This window comes from Dyadobacter sp. CY345 (assembly GCF_021502725.1).
Taxonomy (GTDB): Bacteria; Bacteroidota; Bacteroidia; order Cytophagales; family Spirosomataceae; genus Dyadobacter.
This window is the reverse complement of record NZ_JAKFFS010000001.1, coordinates 63,820-78,912: the sequence shown is the minus strand read 5'-3', so window position 1 is coordinate 78,912 and position 15,093 is coordinate 63,820. Positions and strand designations below refer to the sequence as shown.

Genomic DNA, 15,093 nt, shown 5'->3' with positions numbered 1-15,093 from the left:
GAATAATGACAACGAATTTATTATACGGTAAAAAAAACCGTAAAAAAGCCCAAAATCGGCAATCTATTCGATAAACGGATTGCGAACAAACTACAACTAGTTCCATATGAAAATCGAACAAATTTATACTGGCTGCCTGGCGCAAGGAGCATATTTTATTACATCCGGTAATGAAGCTGCTGTTATTGACCCTCTTCGGGAAGTCGCACCCTATATTGAAAAAGCGAAAAAACTGAATGTCAGCATCAAGTATGTTTTTGAAACACATTTCCACGCAGACTTCGTATCCGGGCATATTGATCTCGCCGAAAAAACCGGAGCAAAAATCGTTTATGGCCCCAAGGCGAATACCGGCTTCGAGGCGCACATTGCCGAAGACGGCGAGATATTTAAACTGGGAGAAATTACAATTAAAGTTTTACATACGCCTGGGCACACGATGGAATCTTCGTGTTATTTACTTTCAGATCATACCGGAAAAGAAATAGCTATTTTTAGTGGCGATACGCTTTTCATCGGCGATGTTGGCCGGCCAGATTTAGCTCAGAATGGAGACGTGACGCAAGACGATCTTGCCGGAATATTGTTTGACAGTCTTCGGTCGAAAATTATGATTTTGCCAGATGATATCATCGTTTATCCTGCCCACGGCGCGGGGTCGGCCTGCGGAAAAAGCATGAGCAAAGAAACAAGTGACTCGCTGGGTAACCAGAAAAAATTCAATTATGCACTGCGCGCGGATATGACTAAAGACGAATTTATAAAAGAGGTAACCGCCGGCTTGACTGAACCACCTCAATATTTCCCTGAAAATGTTAAAATGAACCGTGATGGATACGAAAGTATCGATGATGTTTTAGAACGTGGCGACCAGGCTTTATCTGCGAATGCGTTCGAATCGAAAGCAAATCTTTTGGGTGCCCTGATATTGGACACCAGAAAACCGGAAGATTTTGCAAAGGGATTTATTCCAAACTCAATTAATATCGGAATCGATGGCGGTTTTGCACCCTGGGTTGGCGCCCTCATACCGGATTTAAAGCAAAATATTTTACTAATCACTGAGCCTGGCCGTGAAGAAGAAGTTGTGACCAGACTAGCCAGAGTTGGATATGATTTCGCGATCGGATACCTGGACGGTGGTTTTGAAGCCTGGAAAAAGACCGGAAAAGAAATTGATTCAATCATTTCTCTTCCAGCCAAAGATTTTGCAGAACGTTATAGTGAAGTTGATATAAAAGTTGTTGATGTCAGAAAGGCTGACGAATTTGAATCCGGACATGTGGAAGGAGCAGAAAACATACCGCTGGACTCGATCAATGACAACATGTCTTCTTTATCAAAAAACGAGACATTGTATGTACACTGCGCTGGCGGATACCGCTCCATGATCGCTGCTTCAATTTTAAAAGCAAGAGGATTCGACGATGTAATCAACATTGAAGGCGGTTTCGGAGAAATTCAAAAAACAGAGGTACCTCTTGGCCGATTAGTATAGGAGCGACGTTAAAGCTTTTAGATCAGGAATAGATGTTTAAATCAAGATCATGGACAGACCTTAATAAATTATTTCAATATGGACTTATTTGAGATGATCCGCAAACCTTGGCCCTGGTATGTTGCCGGGCCTATTATCGGAATGACAGTGCCGGTCCTGCTGTTGCTTGGAAACAAATCTTTTGGGATTTCGTCTTCTCTGCGACACATATGCGCGGCGGTTATTCCGGCTAATATTTCATTTTTCAAATACGATTGGAAAAAGGAAATTTGGAATTTATTCTTTGTAGCTGGTATCACGATAGGCGGATTTATCGCTACCTATTTACTAACCAATCCGGAATCTTTCATGATCGCGGAGAAGACACAAACCAGCCTTTCACAGCTTGGCATTACAGATTTCTCCGGCCTGATGCCCGCTGAGATCTTTGCTGTTGAAAACATATTTTCTTTAAAAGGATTGATATTTTTCGTGCTTGGCGGTTTTCTTGTTGGTTTTGGAACCCGTTATGCCGGCGGATGCACATCCGGCCATGCGATCATGGGGCTTTCCAATCTGCAATGGCCATCGTTGGTTGCAACCATATTTTTCATGATCGGCGGCTTTTTCTCGACCTGGATTCTTCTTCCCTGGCTATTTCAGCTAGTTAACTAACTTTTAAAAAACTCGCATTTCTCTGATTATGGCTACTACTAAATTCAAGACCGTTTCCGGAATTAATTTGAAAGATCAATTAGATCAGGATGCGGATAGTTACGACGGAACAAATCAGCAATCTCAAAAAGAAGGTTTTGGCGCAAATCTCAAATATCTGCTTGTCGGTTTATTCTTCGGAATCGTTTTTGTGAAAGCAGAAATCGTTTCCTGGTTTAGAATTCAGGAAATGTTCAGGCTGGATTCGTTTCACATGTATGGCGTTATCGGGTCAGCAGTGGTCACCGGCCTGATTTCCTTACAGATCATTAAGCGTTTTAATATCAAAACAAGAAGTGGGGAAGAAATTAATATACCTTCAAAGACATTTAACAAAGGACAAATTTATGGCGGATTCTTATTCGGTTTAGGTTGGGCGATAACGGGCGCTTGTCCCGGACCATTATTCGCACAAATCGGCAGCGGCTTTTTTGTCGTTATCATCACACTGCTCAGCGCAATTGCGGGAACCTGGACTTATGGATTACTCCGTTCCAAACTCCCGCATTGATTATATTTTCTTTGCGACAAGATATAATTGTTCGTCTCCCAGCATGAACGGATCAGCTTCCAAATTCCCAAAAGCACCGATAACCTGAAAGCCTGCTGATTTAAACATAAAATTTAATTCGCCCAAGGTGTAAATATGTTGTCGAACACTGTGCGTAACTTTCTCGGTGCCAGATATGAAAGTTTGTTCAGCTTCAATATATCCTTCCTCAGGATTGTAATCATTTTCGGCCAGATAGATCATGTCGTTCCCCACAGGCATCCAGTTTCTCGTCTGAAAATTAGGAAAAATACTTTCCGCCAAATTTTCTGTATGAATACTGAAAAATCCGCCGTCGACAAGCAGGTCAGAAATCTTCTGCAAAAATTTCTGCATATCCTCGCGGGGAAAAAAACTAAAACTGTTACCAAAACAATAGGCAGCGTCGAACGATTTTTCTTCGAAAGTAAGTGTCAGTATATCATCACAGATGACAGTAAGCGGTAAATTTTCCTGAGCCGAAATTTTCTGCAATTCTTCACAATACTCGGATGACAGATCAACACAGGTAAGTTGAGAACCAAGATCAGCAAGTGGCAAAGCATGACGGCCGTAACCCGCCATGATGTCCAAAACCTTACTTCCGTTTTTCAGCTCCAATGTGTCACGAAGAAAATCGACTTCGTATTCCGTATACGTTTCGTCCTGATTTAATTTCCAGGCGATTTGAGGCAAACCATTAAAATATGTATGATACCAGGCCAATGTGGGGAAGATTTAATTTCCACAAAAGTAGTTTAAAAAAATTTAAACGGTCGCCTGGTGTTTTTTATCCGTTTTTGAATAGTTGGATTTTGCTCAAAGTTACATGCGCATAAGCCCCGGCGTGAGCCTAAGATACACCTGACCGGAAACCGGGATTTTTCCATAAGCAGCCCGCAGGTCGTCACCAATCGAGAAGACACTTGCCTGAATTCCTGCCTGTAACAATGTTTTTGAAAACGAGAAGAGCTGACGGTTTAATCCAAGTGTAAAAGCCGAAACCGGAAATTTCTGATCATGTGAAGCATTAATCAAAGTCAAATCCAGCTCTTCCTGGCTTTTTTCCACCCATTCATATCGCCCATAAACGGACCATTTATTCAGCTGAAGATTTGACTCGGCCAACAACGAACTTTCTTTGTGCCCCTCTCCCGAATCGTTCAGACCATATACAATTGATGAAGAAATCCAGTGGTTTTCCGAATTCAAATTCTTACTATGCCGGACAGAAGCCGTTGTTCTGTTCACGTTTTCATCTGCATGATTCAGCTCCGGACTTTTTATAAAACCACGGGATGCCTGTATTGCCCAGTTTGCAGAAGGATTAAACAACAGACGATAACTATAAGAATCAAAACGTGGTTTGTCAAAGTTGAAACGATTCTCATTCGGCTCACGGCCCGTGAAACCGGAAGCTTCCGCTTTAAATTTCCCATAACGAACGCCAGCTGTAACAACGCCAAAAGTAATATGTGTCGCATCCTGCCAGTGATGACCGAGTACGGCGTCCGGATTGTTGAAAGCAGACATGCGATGCATAAATGCGGTCGGACCCAATGCTGGTTCGCCAGGGTAACCTGCATAAATGCTGACGTCCATTTTTTTGTTGATCCTATGCGTATACCCAACGGCTAACTCTGATATCAGGTCATGCGGGTGCTGACGGTCAATCAGCGGCTTGCCCTTCCAGGTTTCTCCGGATTGAAAAAGTAAAGGATATCCGGAGCCGCCATCAAAAATACGGTCGAGCGAAATCATGGAACGCACTGTCAACAATCCATTTTTTCCAACTTGTCTCTGCGCCATTCCCATAACATAATTCGGTGCGCTGACTTTGGCAGAAGCGCCTCGTTTGCCATCATTATTTAAGTTTTGGCTCGTATACCTCAGAAACAAACTTCCGTGCAGCATGTAATTCCATTTACTGCCATGCTTCATATATGCATACATCGGCGTTGCATCCGGCTGCCATCCAGTCCCTGAACCGTTCCGGTTCATTGGCAGACTTAGTGAAAATGCATGACTCATATGCATTTTCATTTGAGGCATGGAGTCTGGTTTTTGTTTGGAATCCATGTCATGCGCGGCATGATCATGCATTTCATGTTTAGCCGTATCCTTTTTTGCAGGCATATCCATGTGGTTATGCTGGGCAAAAGCAGATACCGTCGTAACGAGCAAACTACCCGCAACGAAAAATATTGTTTGTTTTAAAAACATCAGTTAAAATTTAGTGTCAGTGTGCCGCAGCAGTTTTTCGGCAGCAGCTTGGCAGTTTATCATGCGCTTTTTGGTCGGCAGGCGACAAATCTGCATCGTATCCGGTTTTGTTGATCGTAGCCTTAATTGCAGCTTCTGTCGTTTTATCCGGATTATATTTTACCGTAACCACTTTGTCAGTAAGATTAAGATTTGACTCTTTCACTCCTTTGGACAATCCCAGGTTGCGTTCAATTCGTGCCTTACACATTTCGCAGATCGCCGAAGTTTTAAATTTCACTTCTTTATCTTTTCCGTCAGCATGGACAAAATTTACGGATAGAAACAGGGCTGTTATGAATAAAATGATCGTCTTTTTCATGATTGTGTTTTTGATTGTTTTGGTTAATAATTAATGATTATGTGCGGTAGAATCCGTTTCAGCCAGTGCTATTTCCTGTAAGTCCATTTTACAAACCGGGCATTTCCCCGCCTGTGCGTAGGTTTTATCACCTTCACACTGCATCGGACAAGCATATTTTTTAGCATCTGCTGTTGATACCGTCTCAGTTTTGGCGTCTGAATCTTTGGTCTTATCCTGGTTTCCTGAGCAAGCGAAAAGCAATGTTAATGGTAGTGCAAAAAGAATCTTTCTCATCGTTTATTTTGATTAGTACTAGTGTTTCAAATTTTAGTTTCCCCTACCCGATCAAGGGTTTTTCTTGGCAGCGTATTCGTTTTTTTAAATTCGCCTGGCGTCATTCCTGTTACTTTTTTAAACTGGTTACTTAAATGTGCCGCACTACTGTAAGATAACCTCCAAGCCATTTCACTCAGACTTAACTCGTTGTAGGAAAGCCATTCTTTCACTTTTTCAACTTTCTGGGCGATGATATATTGCTCAATGGTTTGTCCGGTTTCAGAAGAAAACAGGTTGCTCAGATAAGAATACTCATACCCTGTTTTTTGGGAAAGATAATCTGAGAAGTTCAGCGACGCAGCCTTATGTCCCTTCAGATACTGAACTTCTTCAATGATCAGCGTTCTTATATTTTCAACCAGCGTTGCCCTTTTATCATCCAACAATTCAAATCCATTCGTTTCCAGAATATGTTTCACCTCCGAAATTTTTGCCTCGTTCAGCTCAGATTCCGTGTCCACCTCTCCCAGTTCAATATGTTTCAAACTGATATCAATTTTGCCCAGCTCTTCTTTGACAACCTTGATACAGCGATCACAAACCATATTTTTGATATATAACCTCATTTTAATTGTTAATGGTTAATGATGAATTGTTAATTTCCCTGGCTTAAGTATTCAACAATTATCTGATGATTTTGAATCTCACACCTGCATAAATCATTCTTCCCACAACCGGTCCCCAGGCCATACCTGCATCAAATTCTTTTCCGAAAGGATTGTTAGCCGCATAAATCGGATTTTTCTGGCGGAAGTTATTCAAATTTTCTCCTCCGAGATAAATATCCCACTTAGGAAAAGTACGGGTAATCTGGGCATTCAGATTATAAAAAGAAGGTGCTTCCGTCGAAACTTCGGACGTCATATCACCATGTCCTAACATGCCATACATAGGGTCCATACTAGGCAACCGGCGTTTTCCATTCCACTGTACCGTGACATCAAATTTCCATTTATCGTAAGGCAAAGCATAACCCGCGTTGAAAAGAATTCTGTCCCGGCTCACCAACATTTTCGGTAGCAAAACATTTTCATCAGCAAGTCCGTAAACAGTCTGTTTTACATCAAACAAACGGTAAGCCATTTTCAGATCAAAACGTTTGATTGGCGTAAGGTTTACCTCAGCCTGAAAACTGTTCGCATAGGCTTTTCCATTCAGGTTATAAAAACGGATGTACTTCGGGTTTTCCAAATCGGCAACGAGCTGATTTTCAAAGTTTGTCCGATAGAAATCAGTAACAAAAGTACCGTTCATTTCACCTATTTTGAATTCCTGCGTCAGACTTACTCCATAGTTCCAGGAAACTTCCGGGCGAAGTTTTTCCAGAAATAATACCTGACGCGAGCTTACCAGGTTACCATAATATTCTGCGAGCGGATTTGCCACCCGAAAACCTCTTCCTGCCGAGGCACGTAATGTGGTGTTATTGGAAAGACTATATTTCAAATGCAGACGCGGCGTAAACTGTGTTCCATACAAGTTGTGAAAATCGACACGGGAACCAGCGACAAGCACAAATTTGTCGAGATTATTGTAAGTATATTCCACAAAAACACCAGGAACAGATTCTCTTCTCAGCAGGGTTGTGTCTTTGTATTTTTCGTTATAATTGTCCAGCATATAACTTACGCCAGCCTTATAGGAATGATTTGTATTTCCCAGAATCGATTGATAGATCAGATTTCCGTACAAAGTTTCCTGCCGGCCGTTATAATTTGTTAGTCCAAAATATGACTTTGAATCATGAACAGATGCATTCACAATCAGCCCCAAACCTTTGTAAGGTTTATCAGGATAAAGTCTGGCGATTTTTGAGAAAAACTCATAGCGATTGACTTTCGCCCCGAACCCATAAGCCTTGGTTGTCCCTTTCATTTCTTCACGAAAATCAGCTTGTCCGCCTAAACGATCTTCATGCAAAGCTTTTACACCAAACTGCGCCATCATTCGATTGCTCTGATATTTCCAGCGATTGATCACATTGTACTGGGTATATAAGGGAAGGTCCAGAAACCCGTCGCCGTTTTTATCAATTCTGTTTCGGAGCGTACTCGCATGAGTCAATAAACCGGTGCTCCATTTTTCATTTAATTGGTGGGCCAAATTTAGATTCACTTCGGCCCGGCCGAAATTATTTACATAGGTATTGAAATAAAGTTTTTCCTGCGTATCCGGTTTTTGAAGTTCCACGTTAATCTGGCCAGTCATCGACTCATATCCATTCACCACAGAACCTGCACCTTTCCCAACATCAATAGACTGAATCCAGGTCCCGGGCACAAAATTCATCCCGAAAGTTGAAGCCAAGCCACGGATTGTTGGAATATTTTCAATGTTTGTCTGGATATAGGTGCCATTCAAACCCAACATCTGGATTTGTTTTGCGCCGGTTACGGCATCGCTGTAAGAAACGGAAACTGAGGCATTTGTTTCGAAACTTTCCGATAGATTACAGCAGGCTGCTTTTGCAAGTGCTCGTGTAGTTATAATTTCTGTTTGATGCGGAGATAACCGGTCGATCGAGTTCGCGTTTGCTTTTACCACAACTTCATTCAAAGTCTGGTCGCTTTTCAAAATCACTTCCAGCTCGCTTTCGGCACCAATCTTGATGGTATCGTTTTTAAATCCGACAAAACTGATAACCAGTTGATTTGACTGCGTAATTCGGGGAATTGAAAACCGGCCACTGGAATCCGTTGAAGATGCCTGCGTGGAGCCTGTCCAATAAACATTGGCGCCGGTTAGTGGTTTGAGTGTTTTATCGTTTACCAGTTGTTCATAAACTTTTCCGGTAATACGTTGCGCAAAGATAGATTGCGTGCAGAGAAGCAAGATTGCTCCGATTAAATATCTTTTCATTAGTGTTAAGTCATGATTTGATAAATACCAATGCGTCGGGAGAATAACCCCACAAACACATTAAAAATTTAACAATCAGCGACTTATATCAGAAAAGTTTGTACGAAAGAGAGCATACTCCTCCCATGAAAAAGAGAAGAGAATGATATGGTATCGGAAGATGAATGGGCAGGCGGATAAACCCATTCCTGAGAAAGAAATACAAAAGACTGAACAGACCAAAGATCACCGTCAGCAATCATTTTCATTGCTTTGGCATGCAATTGTGCCAGTGAAGAAACAACATCAACCTTTTCAAATTTCTGTTGATCCTTGCAGCAATCTGTCTTTTTGAAAAAGGTTTTGCCTGATTCCTTCAACGCTTTACTTTTCGCACAGCAGGAAGAAACCACTTTTTTCTCACAGGAATCTGCTTTTTTCTCAGAAACAAATTTCATAGTCATCCCCCGCATCATGCACTGATGCTCTATCAGCCCAAATCCTGTGCTGCTAACGAGCACAAGCGTGGCCATGAAGATGGTGATGAATTTATGAAATTTGTTTTCCATGTGTACAAAAGTAAAACCTTATTGAAGCAATAACAAACGGATTGATTCAACAAGTTATTCTTATTTTAACCTGTCTATCAGAATGCAACCGGCTCTGCGACATATCCCGCTTTTTTTACAACCTCAGCCACTTCTCCGGCCGACTTATCAGTTTCCACAGACAAAATCCGGTCAGGATTTTGAAGATCGACTTCCCATTTATCAATACCGTTTTCAGCAGTTAAAAAGGGAGTCACGGCGGCTATGCAACCTCCGCATTTAATATTGGTTTTGAATTTTAAAGTTTCCATTTGATCTAACGATTTTTTAATTGAGACAATCCTTAATAGTTATCTCTTTGCAAAGGTCGGCAGGAAACCCGGGATGATCATTACAGAATTAGGGAGCGGCGTTACAGAGTTTTTGGTTTTTAGAAATTCAATGACAATTTTCAGTTCAAAAACCAATGGTTTTTAAATCCGGCAGATCAACTTTATTGTAAATTTTATCCAGAGCAATAGAACATTCACCGATCATTACATATTCATCCTTTTCAGTGTAAGTATGACTTAACCATTCGGCTTCATTTATTTTTTTGATCACCTCAATCTTTTTCTTTTTTGAGGAAACCAATACGTATTCTCTGAAAGATGGAATTGTTTTGTAGCAATCAAATTTTTCTGACCGGTCATACGCTTCGGTAGAATCCGACAATACCTCTACTATTATTTCAGGATTCATCAATGCTTCTAAACCTCTGCCCGATTTTTCGTAGAGCGGCTGTTTACAAATAATCACCAAATCCGGAAAAGTGTATTTGTCGCATCCTTCAACTTTAATAAGTTGATCATTACTAAGAATGAGGCAATCGCCTGTGCCTAAACAATTCTCCAAAGCGAAAGATAATGTGACACAAATCCTGTTATGAGCAGGCTGTGCACCGGCCATGGCAGTTACTTCTCCGGAATTATATTCCAGTTTTAGATCAGATTTTGCTAAAAGGTCAAAGTATTCTTCGTGCGTCACAAGTGTTGCTGTTTGCATAAAAAGCTTTTATCAAGTGCGTGGGTATTATCAAATTTAAACTATTAAAAACTTGATCACAACACAAATAGTGCTTTATTCCGAATTTGAATAATTCCCGAACTCAAATATCACTCAAACCAAATAATCGGATTTCTCACAGGCAAATTCCGAAGTACTTCTTCCTCTTTGGGATTATGATCCAGTTTCCGCCAGGTTCTAAACCAGTCATCTTTTTTGAAAGCCTGAGCACCAAAAACCAGGAAAGGCTGAGCAACAGGCCAGTTTTCCCAATACATAACATCCGGCTTCAATGGCCATTTTTTCTTATCTGCAATGAAGGGATAGAGGTAGGAAATACCTTTTTTAATATTCCGTCCATCTATCGTCTGATACGTCCATAGATTATTTTCTTTATCAGACAAAATATGGCATAACATCACCATTGCATCCAGATTAAAAATAGAATAACCATAAGGTTTTGTTCTTTTTAGCTCCTGAGGAAAACTTCCATTTGCGTTCATTTGATACGGCAGAAAGACTGTTTTATACCGGTTTCTACAAAAATCGAGGACTTCTTTGTTTTCAGTTAATTTGGCGAAAGATGCCACCTGCATAGCCCAGCACGTTCCATGATTGTTTTTGGCTTCCATTTCGTCTTTGCCGTACTGATGCGTCATCAGCCAGTTAATATATTCAGCAAACCAGTTTTTCGTTTGCGCAAGATCTTGCTTATTCACAGATTTTGCTTGCTGCATCACAATTATTCCCTGCGCCACTTCCATTAAATGAATTGTATCAATAATCCCAATTCCTCGTCCCGCAGCCCGCCCTTTAATAGCCTGGGCAAAAAGCAATGAGGGATTCATTTTTGTTTCGCTGTCGACGAACCATGCGTTAATATGCCGAAATGCCTGGGTTGCATATTTATCTTCACGTGTTAGTTTGTATGCCGAGGCCAGTGCGCCAACAATTCTACTGAATCGTATCATGGCCAACCGATGTGCAGTAAAAATATTCGGATTTGTCAGGCCATCGCGCTGAATATACGGACCGTCAGGATTCAGTGAATCAGGCCACCAGTAATCGCCTTCTGAATAAAAATCATGTTTCCCGCCCTTACTTCTTGGACTTGTTTCTGCGGTCACGGTGATAGGCTCCTGCATCATCGCCCAGCCTGCTTCGGTCATAATATGGGTTCGCAGTGTCCAGATCACTTCTGACTCGACCGAATTTTTCTGTCCAAAACTTAAATTAACAAAGAGTATAAAGCAAAAAACCAAAGACGCGCCCATTCGGTTACGTCTTTGGTTTCGATATAATTGCGAAAGAAATAATTCGGTCATTGTTAATCTGGCTAATGGATTGAACTGCTTCTACTAAAAGACAACCGACAGCCTGTTCTCCCCCTACTGATCAACTACAATTTTGCACTGCGCAGTCTCAAACTATTGGTCACGACAGATACAGAACTCAGCGCCATGGCTGCTCCTGCAATCATCGGATTTAATAGAAACCCGTTGAAGGGATACAAAATTCCGGCTGCGACAGGTATTCCGATTAAATTATAAATAAATGCCCAAAAGAGATTCTGTCTGATCGTGGCTACTGTTTTTTTAGAAAGTTTCAAAGCTTTCGGCAGCACCATCAGATCGGAAGTTATCAATGTCATTTTCGCTACGTCCATTGCTATATCAGACCCTTTTCCCATAGCTATACTAACATCGGCCTGAGCGAGGGCCTGTGAGTCATTGACGCCATCTCCGACCATTGCTACAATTTTACCTTCTGCTTGCAATTTTTTGACAAACTGCATTTTATCATCCGGTTTCACTTCGGACATATAATTTTTGATACCAAGCTGGCGTGCAACCGCAGCGGCTGTCTGCGAATTATCTCCTGTCAGCATATATACCTCAATTCCCTGCTCCTGCAATTTCCGAACTGCCTCAGCAGAAGTTGTTTTCAACTGATCCGCGATTGATATCAAAGCGATCTGAACTTTATTCAAACTCACACCAATAACAGTCTGCGCCGCTTCTCTTTGCACATCTGCCAGTTTTTCCAGATCCGCATCAAGTTTTACATTTTCTTTTTGCATAAACGACAAAGTACCAATCAGATATTCATTGCCGTCAACGATTCCATTAATCCCATTTCCGGTAACAGATTCGAAATGCTCAATTTTCGAATTACCATTTTCCTGCACATAATTTACAACTGCCAAAGCCAATGGATGTTCAGATCGCGATTCTAAAAGCTTAACAGCAACGGCGTGTTTTGCCTGATCTGATAAATTTACGCTCCATTTCCAGTTAGTAACCTGTGGGTGTCCCTGCGTTAATGTTCCGGTTTTATCCAAAATGACAACATTTACCTCGTGCGCTTTTTCAAGACTTTCTGCATCCCGGATCAAAATATTATTCTCGGCACCTTTTCCAACACCTACCATAATCGCAGTCGGGGTTGCCAAACCGAGCGCACACGGACAAGCAATGACCAAAACAGAAACCGCGGCCAAGAGTGCTTGCGTTAAAGCATTTTCGCCTCCGAAAAACATCCAGACAACAAATGTCAAAACGGATATACCAATCACCACGGGAACAAAAATTCCAGCTATTTTATCCACCAACCTCTGAACCGGTGCCTTGCTTCCCTGCGCCGCCTGAACGGTTTTAATGATCTGCGCGAGTACTGTATTTTTGCCTATTTTTTCCGCAACAAAAGTAAAACTTCCCTGCTGATTTATTGTTCCTGCAAATACCTGAGTTCCGGCAGTTTTTTCGGAAGGTATCGGCTCGCCTGTCATCAGGCTCTCATCCACAAAAGAACTTCCACTGATTACTTTCCCATCCACAGGAATTTTTTCACCGGACCGAATTACTATCTCTTCGAGCAGCAAAACCTCCTTAACAGAAATTTCAATTTCAGCATTATTCCGGATTACTTTCACGGTTTTGGGCTGTAAACCGATCAGCTTTTTCAATGCATCCGATGTATTGGTTTTAGCCTTTTCTTCCAGTAATTTTCCAAGTAAAATAAAAAATACGATCACCGCCGCCGCTTCAAAGTAAACGTGCGGATGCATTCCTTTTTCATGCCAGAACTGAGGATAAAAAGTGTTAAAAGTGCTGAATAAAAAAGCAATACCGGTACTTAAAGCTACCAGCGTATCCATATTTGATTTTCCATGTCTGGCCTGATTCCAGGCATTTACATAGAAATCTTTCCCAAAAATAAATAACACCGGCGCGGTCAGTGCCAGCATAATATAATTGCCGTTGGGCATATCCATGAAAAACATTCCGATTATGACAACCGGAATAGCCAGAATTCCTGTCCAGATTGTTTTTCTTTTCAGGTCGTGATAATGTTCCAGTTTTAATTTTTCCTGCTCGGCAATGCCTTCGTCTTCATCATCATTGATAATAAATCCGTAGCCGATACTTTGCAAAACCTTATCCAAAGCTGGCAAATCCGTCGCTTTGGGATCGAAATCAACCCAGGCTGATTGATTTGCATAATTAACACCGGCGTCGGCGACTCCGGACGTACTTTTCAGCATGGATTCCACGCTTACTGCACAGGCCGCACAAGACATTCCTGTGACAGGCAATGTGACTTTTTTAGTATTCAATACTTTATGATCCGCTTCCATGAGATTTCTATATTCTATTTGTCAAAGGTACGGATTACCAAGGCCGAAAATTTTACACAATTATAGCCCGGACTTACATGATTATGAAAGGTTTAGGCAAGCTTTATTCTATTCGAAAAATTGGTCCGCTACCGCCAGAATCACCTCTCCGTCAGGTAATTTCCTCCATTATTTTTCACTTAACTGAATAATATTTTCTTTTCTGATTTATAAAACTGATTTCTACATTAAAAACGAAGCCCGTTTCCCTTTTGCTGAATATTCCACATAATCAATTCGATACTTTATGAGAAAATTATTCTGCCTGGCACTGACCCTTGTGACGGGTCTTTCCGCTTTCTCGTTTAAAGATAAAACGGTACTTTTTTATATTGGTTCACAAGACAAATCTGAAAATGCTGCCGTTTCACTGGCTGAACTCGATTTGGCAACGGGACAAATTACGCTGAAAGAAGCTTTCAAGACTGGTCCTGCGCCGGGATATGTCAGTATTTCTCCCAACAAGAAAAATCTGTATGCGGTCACTGGTGATAATAAAATCTCTGCTTTTGCCATCGGTGCAGATCACAAATTAACCTACCAAAATAGCCAAACTTCAGAAGGAATGAATCCATGTCATGTCTCAGTCGATCCGTCCGGGAAGATGGCTTTTGTCTCCAACTATACCGGCGGAAGTTTTACGGCTTATATGCTGGCGGCCGACGGGAAAGTAAATCCACCCACTTTTACGCAACAATTCACCGGAAAAGGCCCGAACGAAAAACGTCAGGAAAAAGCACATGCGCATTTCTCCGCTGCTTCACCAAACAGAAAATATGTTTATACGGTGGATTTGGGGACAGATCATGTGATGAATTACATTGTTAATACGCAAACAGGTGAGTTGAAACCTAATCCGGCCCAGGCAGCTTTTGAAGCAAAACCAGGCTCCGGGCCAAGACATTTTGTAATCACACAGTCAGGAAAAAATATGTTTATCCTGAACGAACTGGACCTGACCGTGACAGCCTGTTCGCTGAACAGTGCCGGCGTGATCACAGCGATCGCAAGTTATCCAACAATTCCGGCAGATTTTAAAGATCCGAGCACGAGTGCAGCAATTAGGCTCCATCCCAATGGGAAATTTGTTTACACTTCAAACCGCGGCCATAATAGCATAAGTGCGTTCCAGATAAAAGGGGATGGAACACTTCAAAAAGTCGATGAACAAACACAGTCGATTAAAACGCCGCGGGATTTTAATATTGATCCGTCGGGAAAATATATGATTGTAGCGAATCAGGACAAGGATAATCTTGTGGTCTATGAGATCAATCCTAAAACAGGAAAGCTAACTTTCAAACATGAAAGCATATCAGTGAAACTGCCTATTTGTATCGCATTTTTATAAAAAGAGTTGGTAAA

Annotated in this window: 15 protein-coding genes; 4 read left to right on the top strand and 11 right to left on the bottom strand. The window is 41.5% G+C overall.

Annotated elements, in window-relative coordinates; genetic code table 11:
* Window positions 1-106: 106 nt before the first annotated feature.
* The 3 genes from L0657_RS00355 to L0657_RS00345 all read left to right on the top strand — a co-directional run bounded on the left by L0657_RS00355 (window position 107) and on the right by L0657_RS00345 (window position 2,702).
* On the top strand, window positions 107-1,498 hold the full coding sequence (locus L0657_RS00355; protein ID WP_235148337.1) for a rhodanese-like domain-containing protein: 1,392 nt from the start codon (window positions 107-109) through the stop codon (window positions 1,496-1,498).
* A 78-nt stretch (window positions 1,499-1,576) separates the two neighbouring features.
* Window positions 1,577-2,152 carry a YeeE/YedE family protein gene (locus L0657_RS00350; protein WP_235148336.1) on the top strand — a complete coding sequence of 192 codons (576 nt, stop codon included), beginning with the start codon at window positions 1,577-1,579 and terminating at the stop codon, window positions 2,150-2,152.
* A 28-nt stretch (window positions 2,153-2,180) separates the two neighbouring features.
* A complete protein-coding gene (locus L0657_RS00345; protein ID WP_235148335.1) occupies window positions 2,181-2,702 on the top strand; it encodes a YeeE/YedE family protein in 522 nt (173 codons plus the stop codon).
* Here L0657_RS00345 and L0657_RS00340 read toward each other — a convergent pair whose 3' ends face one another.
* The 11 genes from L0657_RS00340 to L0657_RS00290 all read right to left on the bottom strand — a co-directional run bounded on the left by L0657_RS00340 (window position 2,703) and on the right by L0657_RS00290 (window position 13,689).
* The gene (locus tag L0657_RS00340) at window positions 2,703-3,446 is read right to left on the bottom strand and encodes a class I SAM-dependent methyltransferase (protein ID WP_235148334.1); all 744 of its coding nucleotides are present in this window, start codon (window positions 3,444-3,446) and stop codon (window positions 2,703-2,705) included.
* A 99-nt stretch (window positions 3,447-3,545) separates the two neighbouring features.
* The gene (locus tag L0657_RS00335) at window positions 3,546-4,943 is read right to left on the bottom strand and encodes a hypothetical protein (protein ID WP_235148333.1); all 1,398 of its coding nucleotides are present in this window, start codon (window positions 4,941-4,943) and stop codon (window positions 3,546-3,548) included.
* 16 nt (window positions 4,944-4,959) lie between these two features.
* Entirely contained in the window at window positions 4,960-5,304 is a 345-nt protein-coding gene (locus L0657_RS00330; RefSeq protein WP_235148332.1) for a heavy-metal-associated domain-containing protein, read from the bottom strand.
* A 30-nt stretch (window positions 5,305-5,334) separates the two neighbouring features.
* The gene (locus tag L0657_RS00325; protein WP_235148331.1) at window positions 5,335-5,580 is read right to left on the bottom strand and encodes a heavy metal-binding domain-containing protein; all 246 of its coding nucleotides are present in this window, start codon (window positions 5,578-5,580) and stop codon (window positions 5,335-5,337) included.
* Window positions 5,581-5,606: 26 nt separating this feature from the next.
* Window positions 5,607-6,188 carry an AraC family transcriptional regulator gene (locus L0657_RS00320; protein WP_235148330.1) on the bottom strand — a complete coding sequence of 194 codons (582 nt, stop codon included), beginning with the start codon at window positions 6,186-6,188 and terminating at the stop codon, window positions 5,607-5,609.
* Between the two features lie 58 nt (window positions 6,189-6,246).
* A complete protein-coding gene (locus tag L0657_RS00315) occupies window positions 6,247-8,481 on the bottom strand; it encodes a TonB-dependent receptor (protein ID WP_235148329.1) in 2,235 nt (744 codons plus the stop codon).
* Between the two features lie 83 nt (window positions 8,482-8,564).
* Window positions 8,565-9,029, bottom strand: a complete 465-nt coding sequence (locus tag L0657_RS00310) for an HYC_CC_PP family protein (protein ID WP_235148328.1) — start codon at window positions 9,027-9,029, stop codon at window positions 8,565-8,567.
* 77 nt (window positions 9,030-9,106) lie between these two features.
* Window positions 9,107-9,319: a heavy-metal-associated domain-containing protein gene (locus L0657_RS00305; RefSeq protein WP_235148327.1), complete on the bottom strand. Its 213-nt coding sequence runs from the start codon at window positions 9,317-9,319 to the stop codon at window positions 9,107-9,109.
* Window positions 9,320-9,464: 145 nt separating this feature from the next.
* Window positions 9,465-10,052, bottom strand: coding sequence for a Uma2 family endonuclease (locus L0657_RS00300; protein WP_235148326.1), 588 nt, complete (start codon window positions 10,050-10,052; stop codon window positions 9,465-9,467).
* Window positions 10,053-10,162: 110 nt separating this feature from the next.
* Window positions 10,163-11,377 carry an alginate lyase family protein gene (locus L0657_RS00295; protein ID WP_235148325.1) on the bottom strand — a complete coding sequence of 405 codons (1,215 nt, stop codon included), beginning with the start codon at window positions 11,375-11,377 and terminating at the stop codon, window positions 10,163-10,165.
* Between the two features lie 74 nt (window positions 11,378-11,451).
* The gene (locus tag L0657_RS00290) at window positions 11,452-13,689 is read right to left on the bottom strand and encodes a heavy metal translocating P-type ATPase (protein ID WP_235148324.1); all 2,238 of its coding nucleotides are present in this window, start codon (window positions 13,687-13,689) and stop codon (window positions 11,452-11,454) included.
* Between the two features lie 286 nt (window positions 13,690-13,975).
* Between L0657_RS00290 and L0657_RS00285 the strand changes: the two genes are divergently transcribed.
* Window positions 13,976-15,079 (top strand): lactonase family protein, encoded by a 1,104-nt coding sequence (locus L0657_RS00285; protein WP_235148323.1) that lies wholly within the window; start codon window positions 13,976-13,978, stop codon window positions 15,077-15,079.
* The last annotated feature ends 14 nt before the right edge of the window (window positions 15,080-15,093 follow it).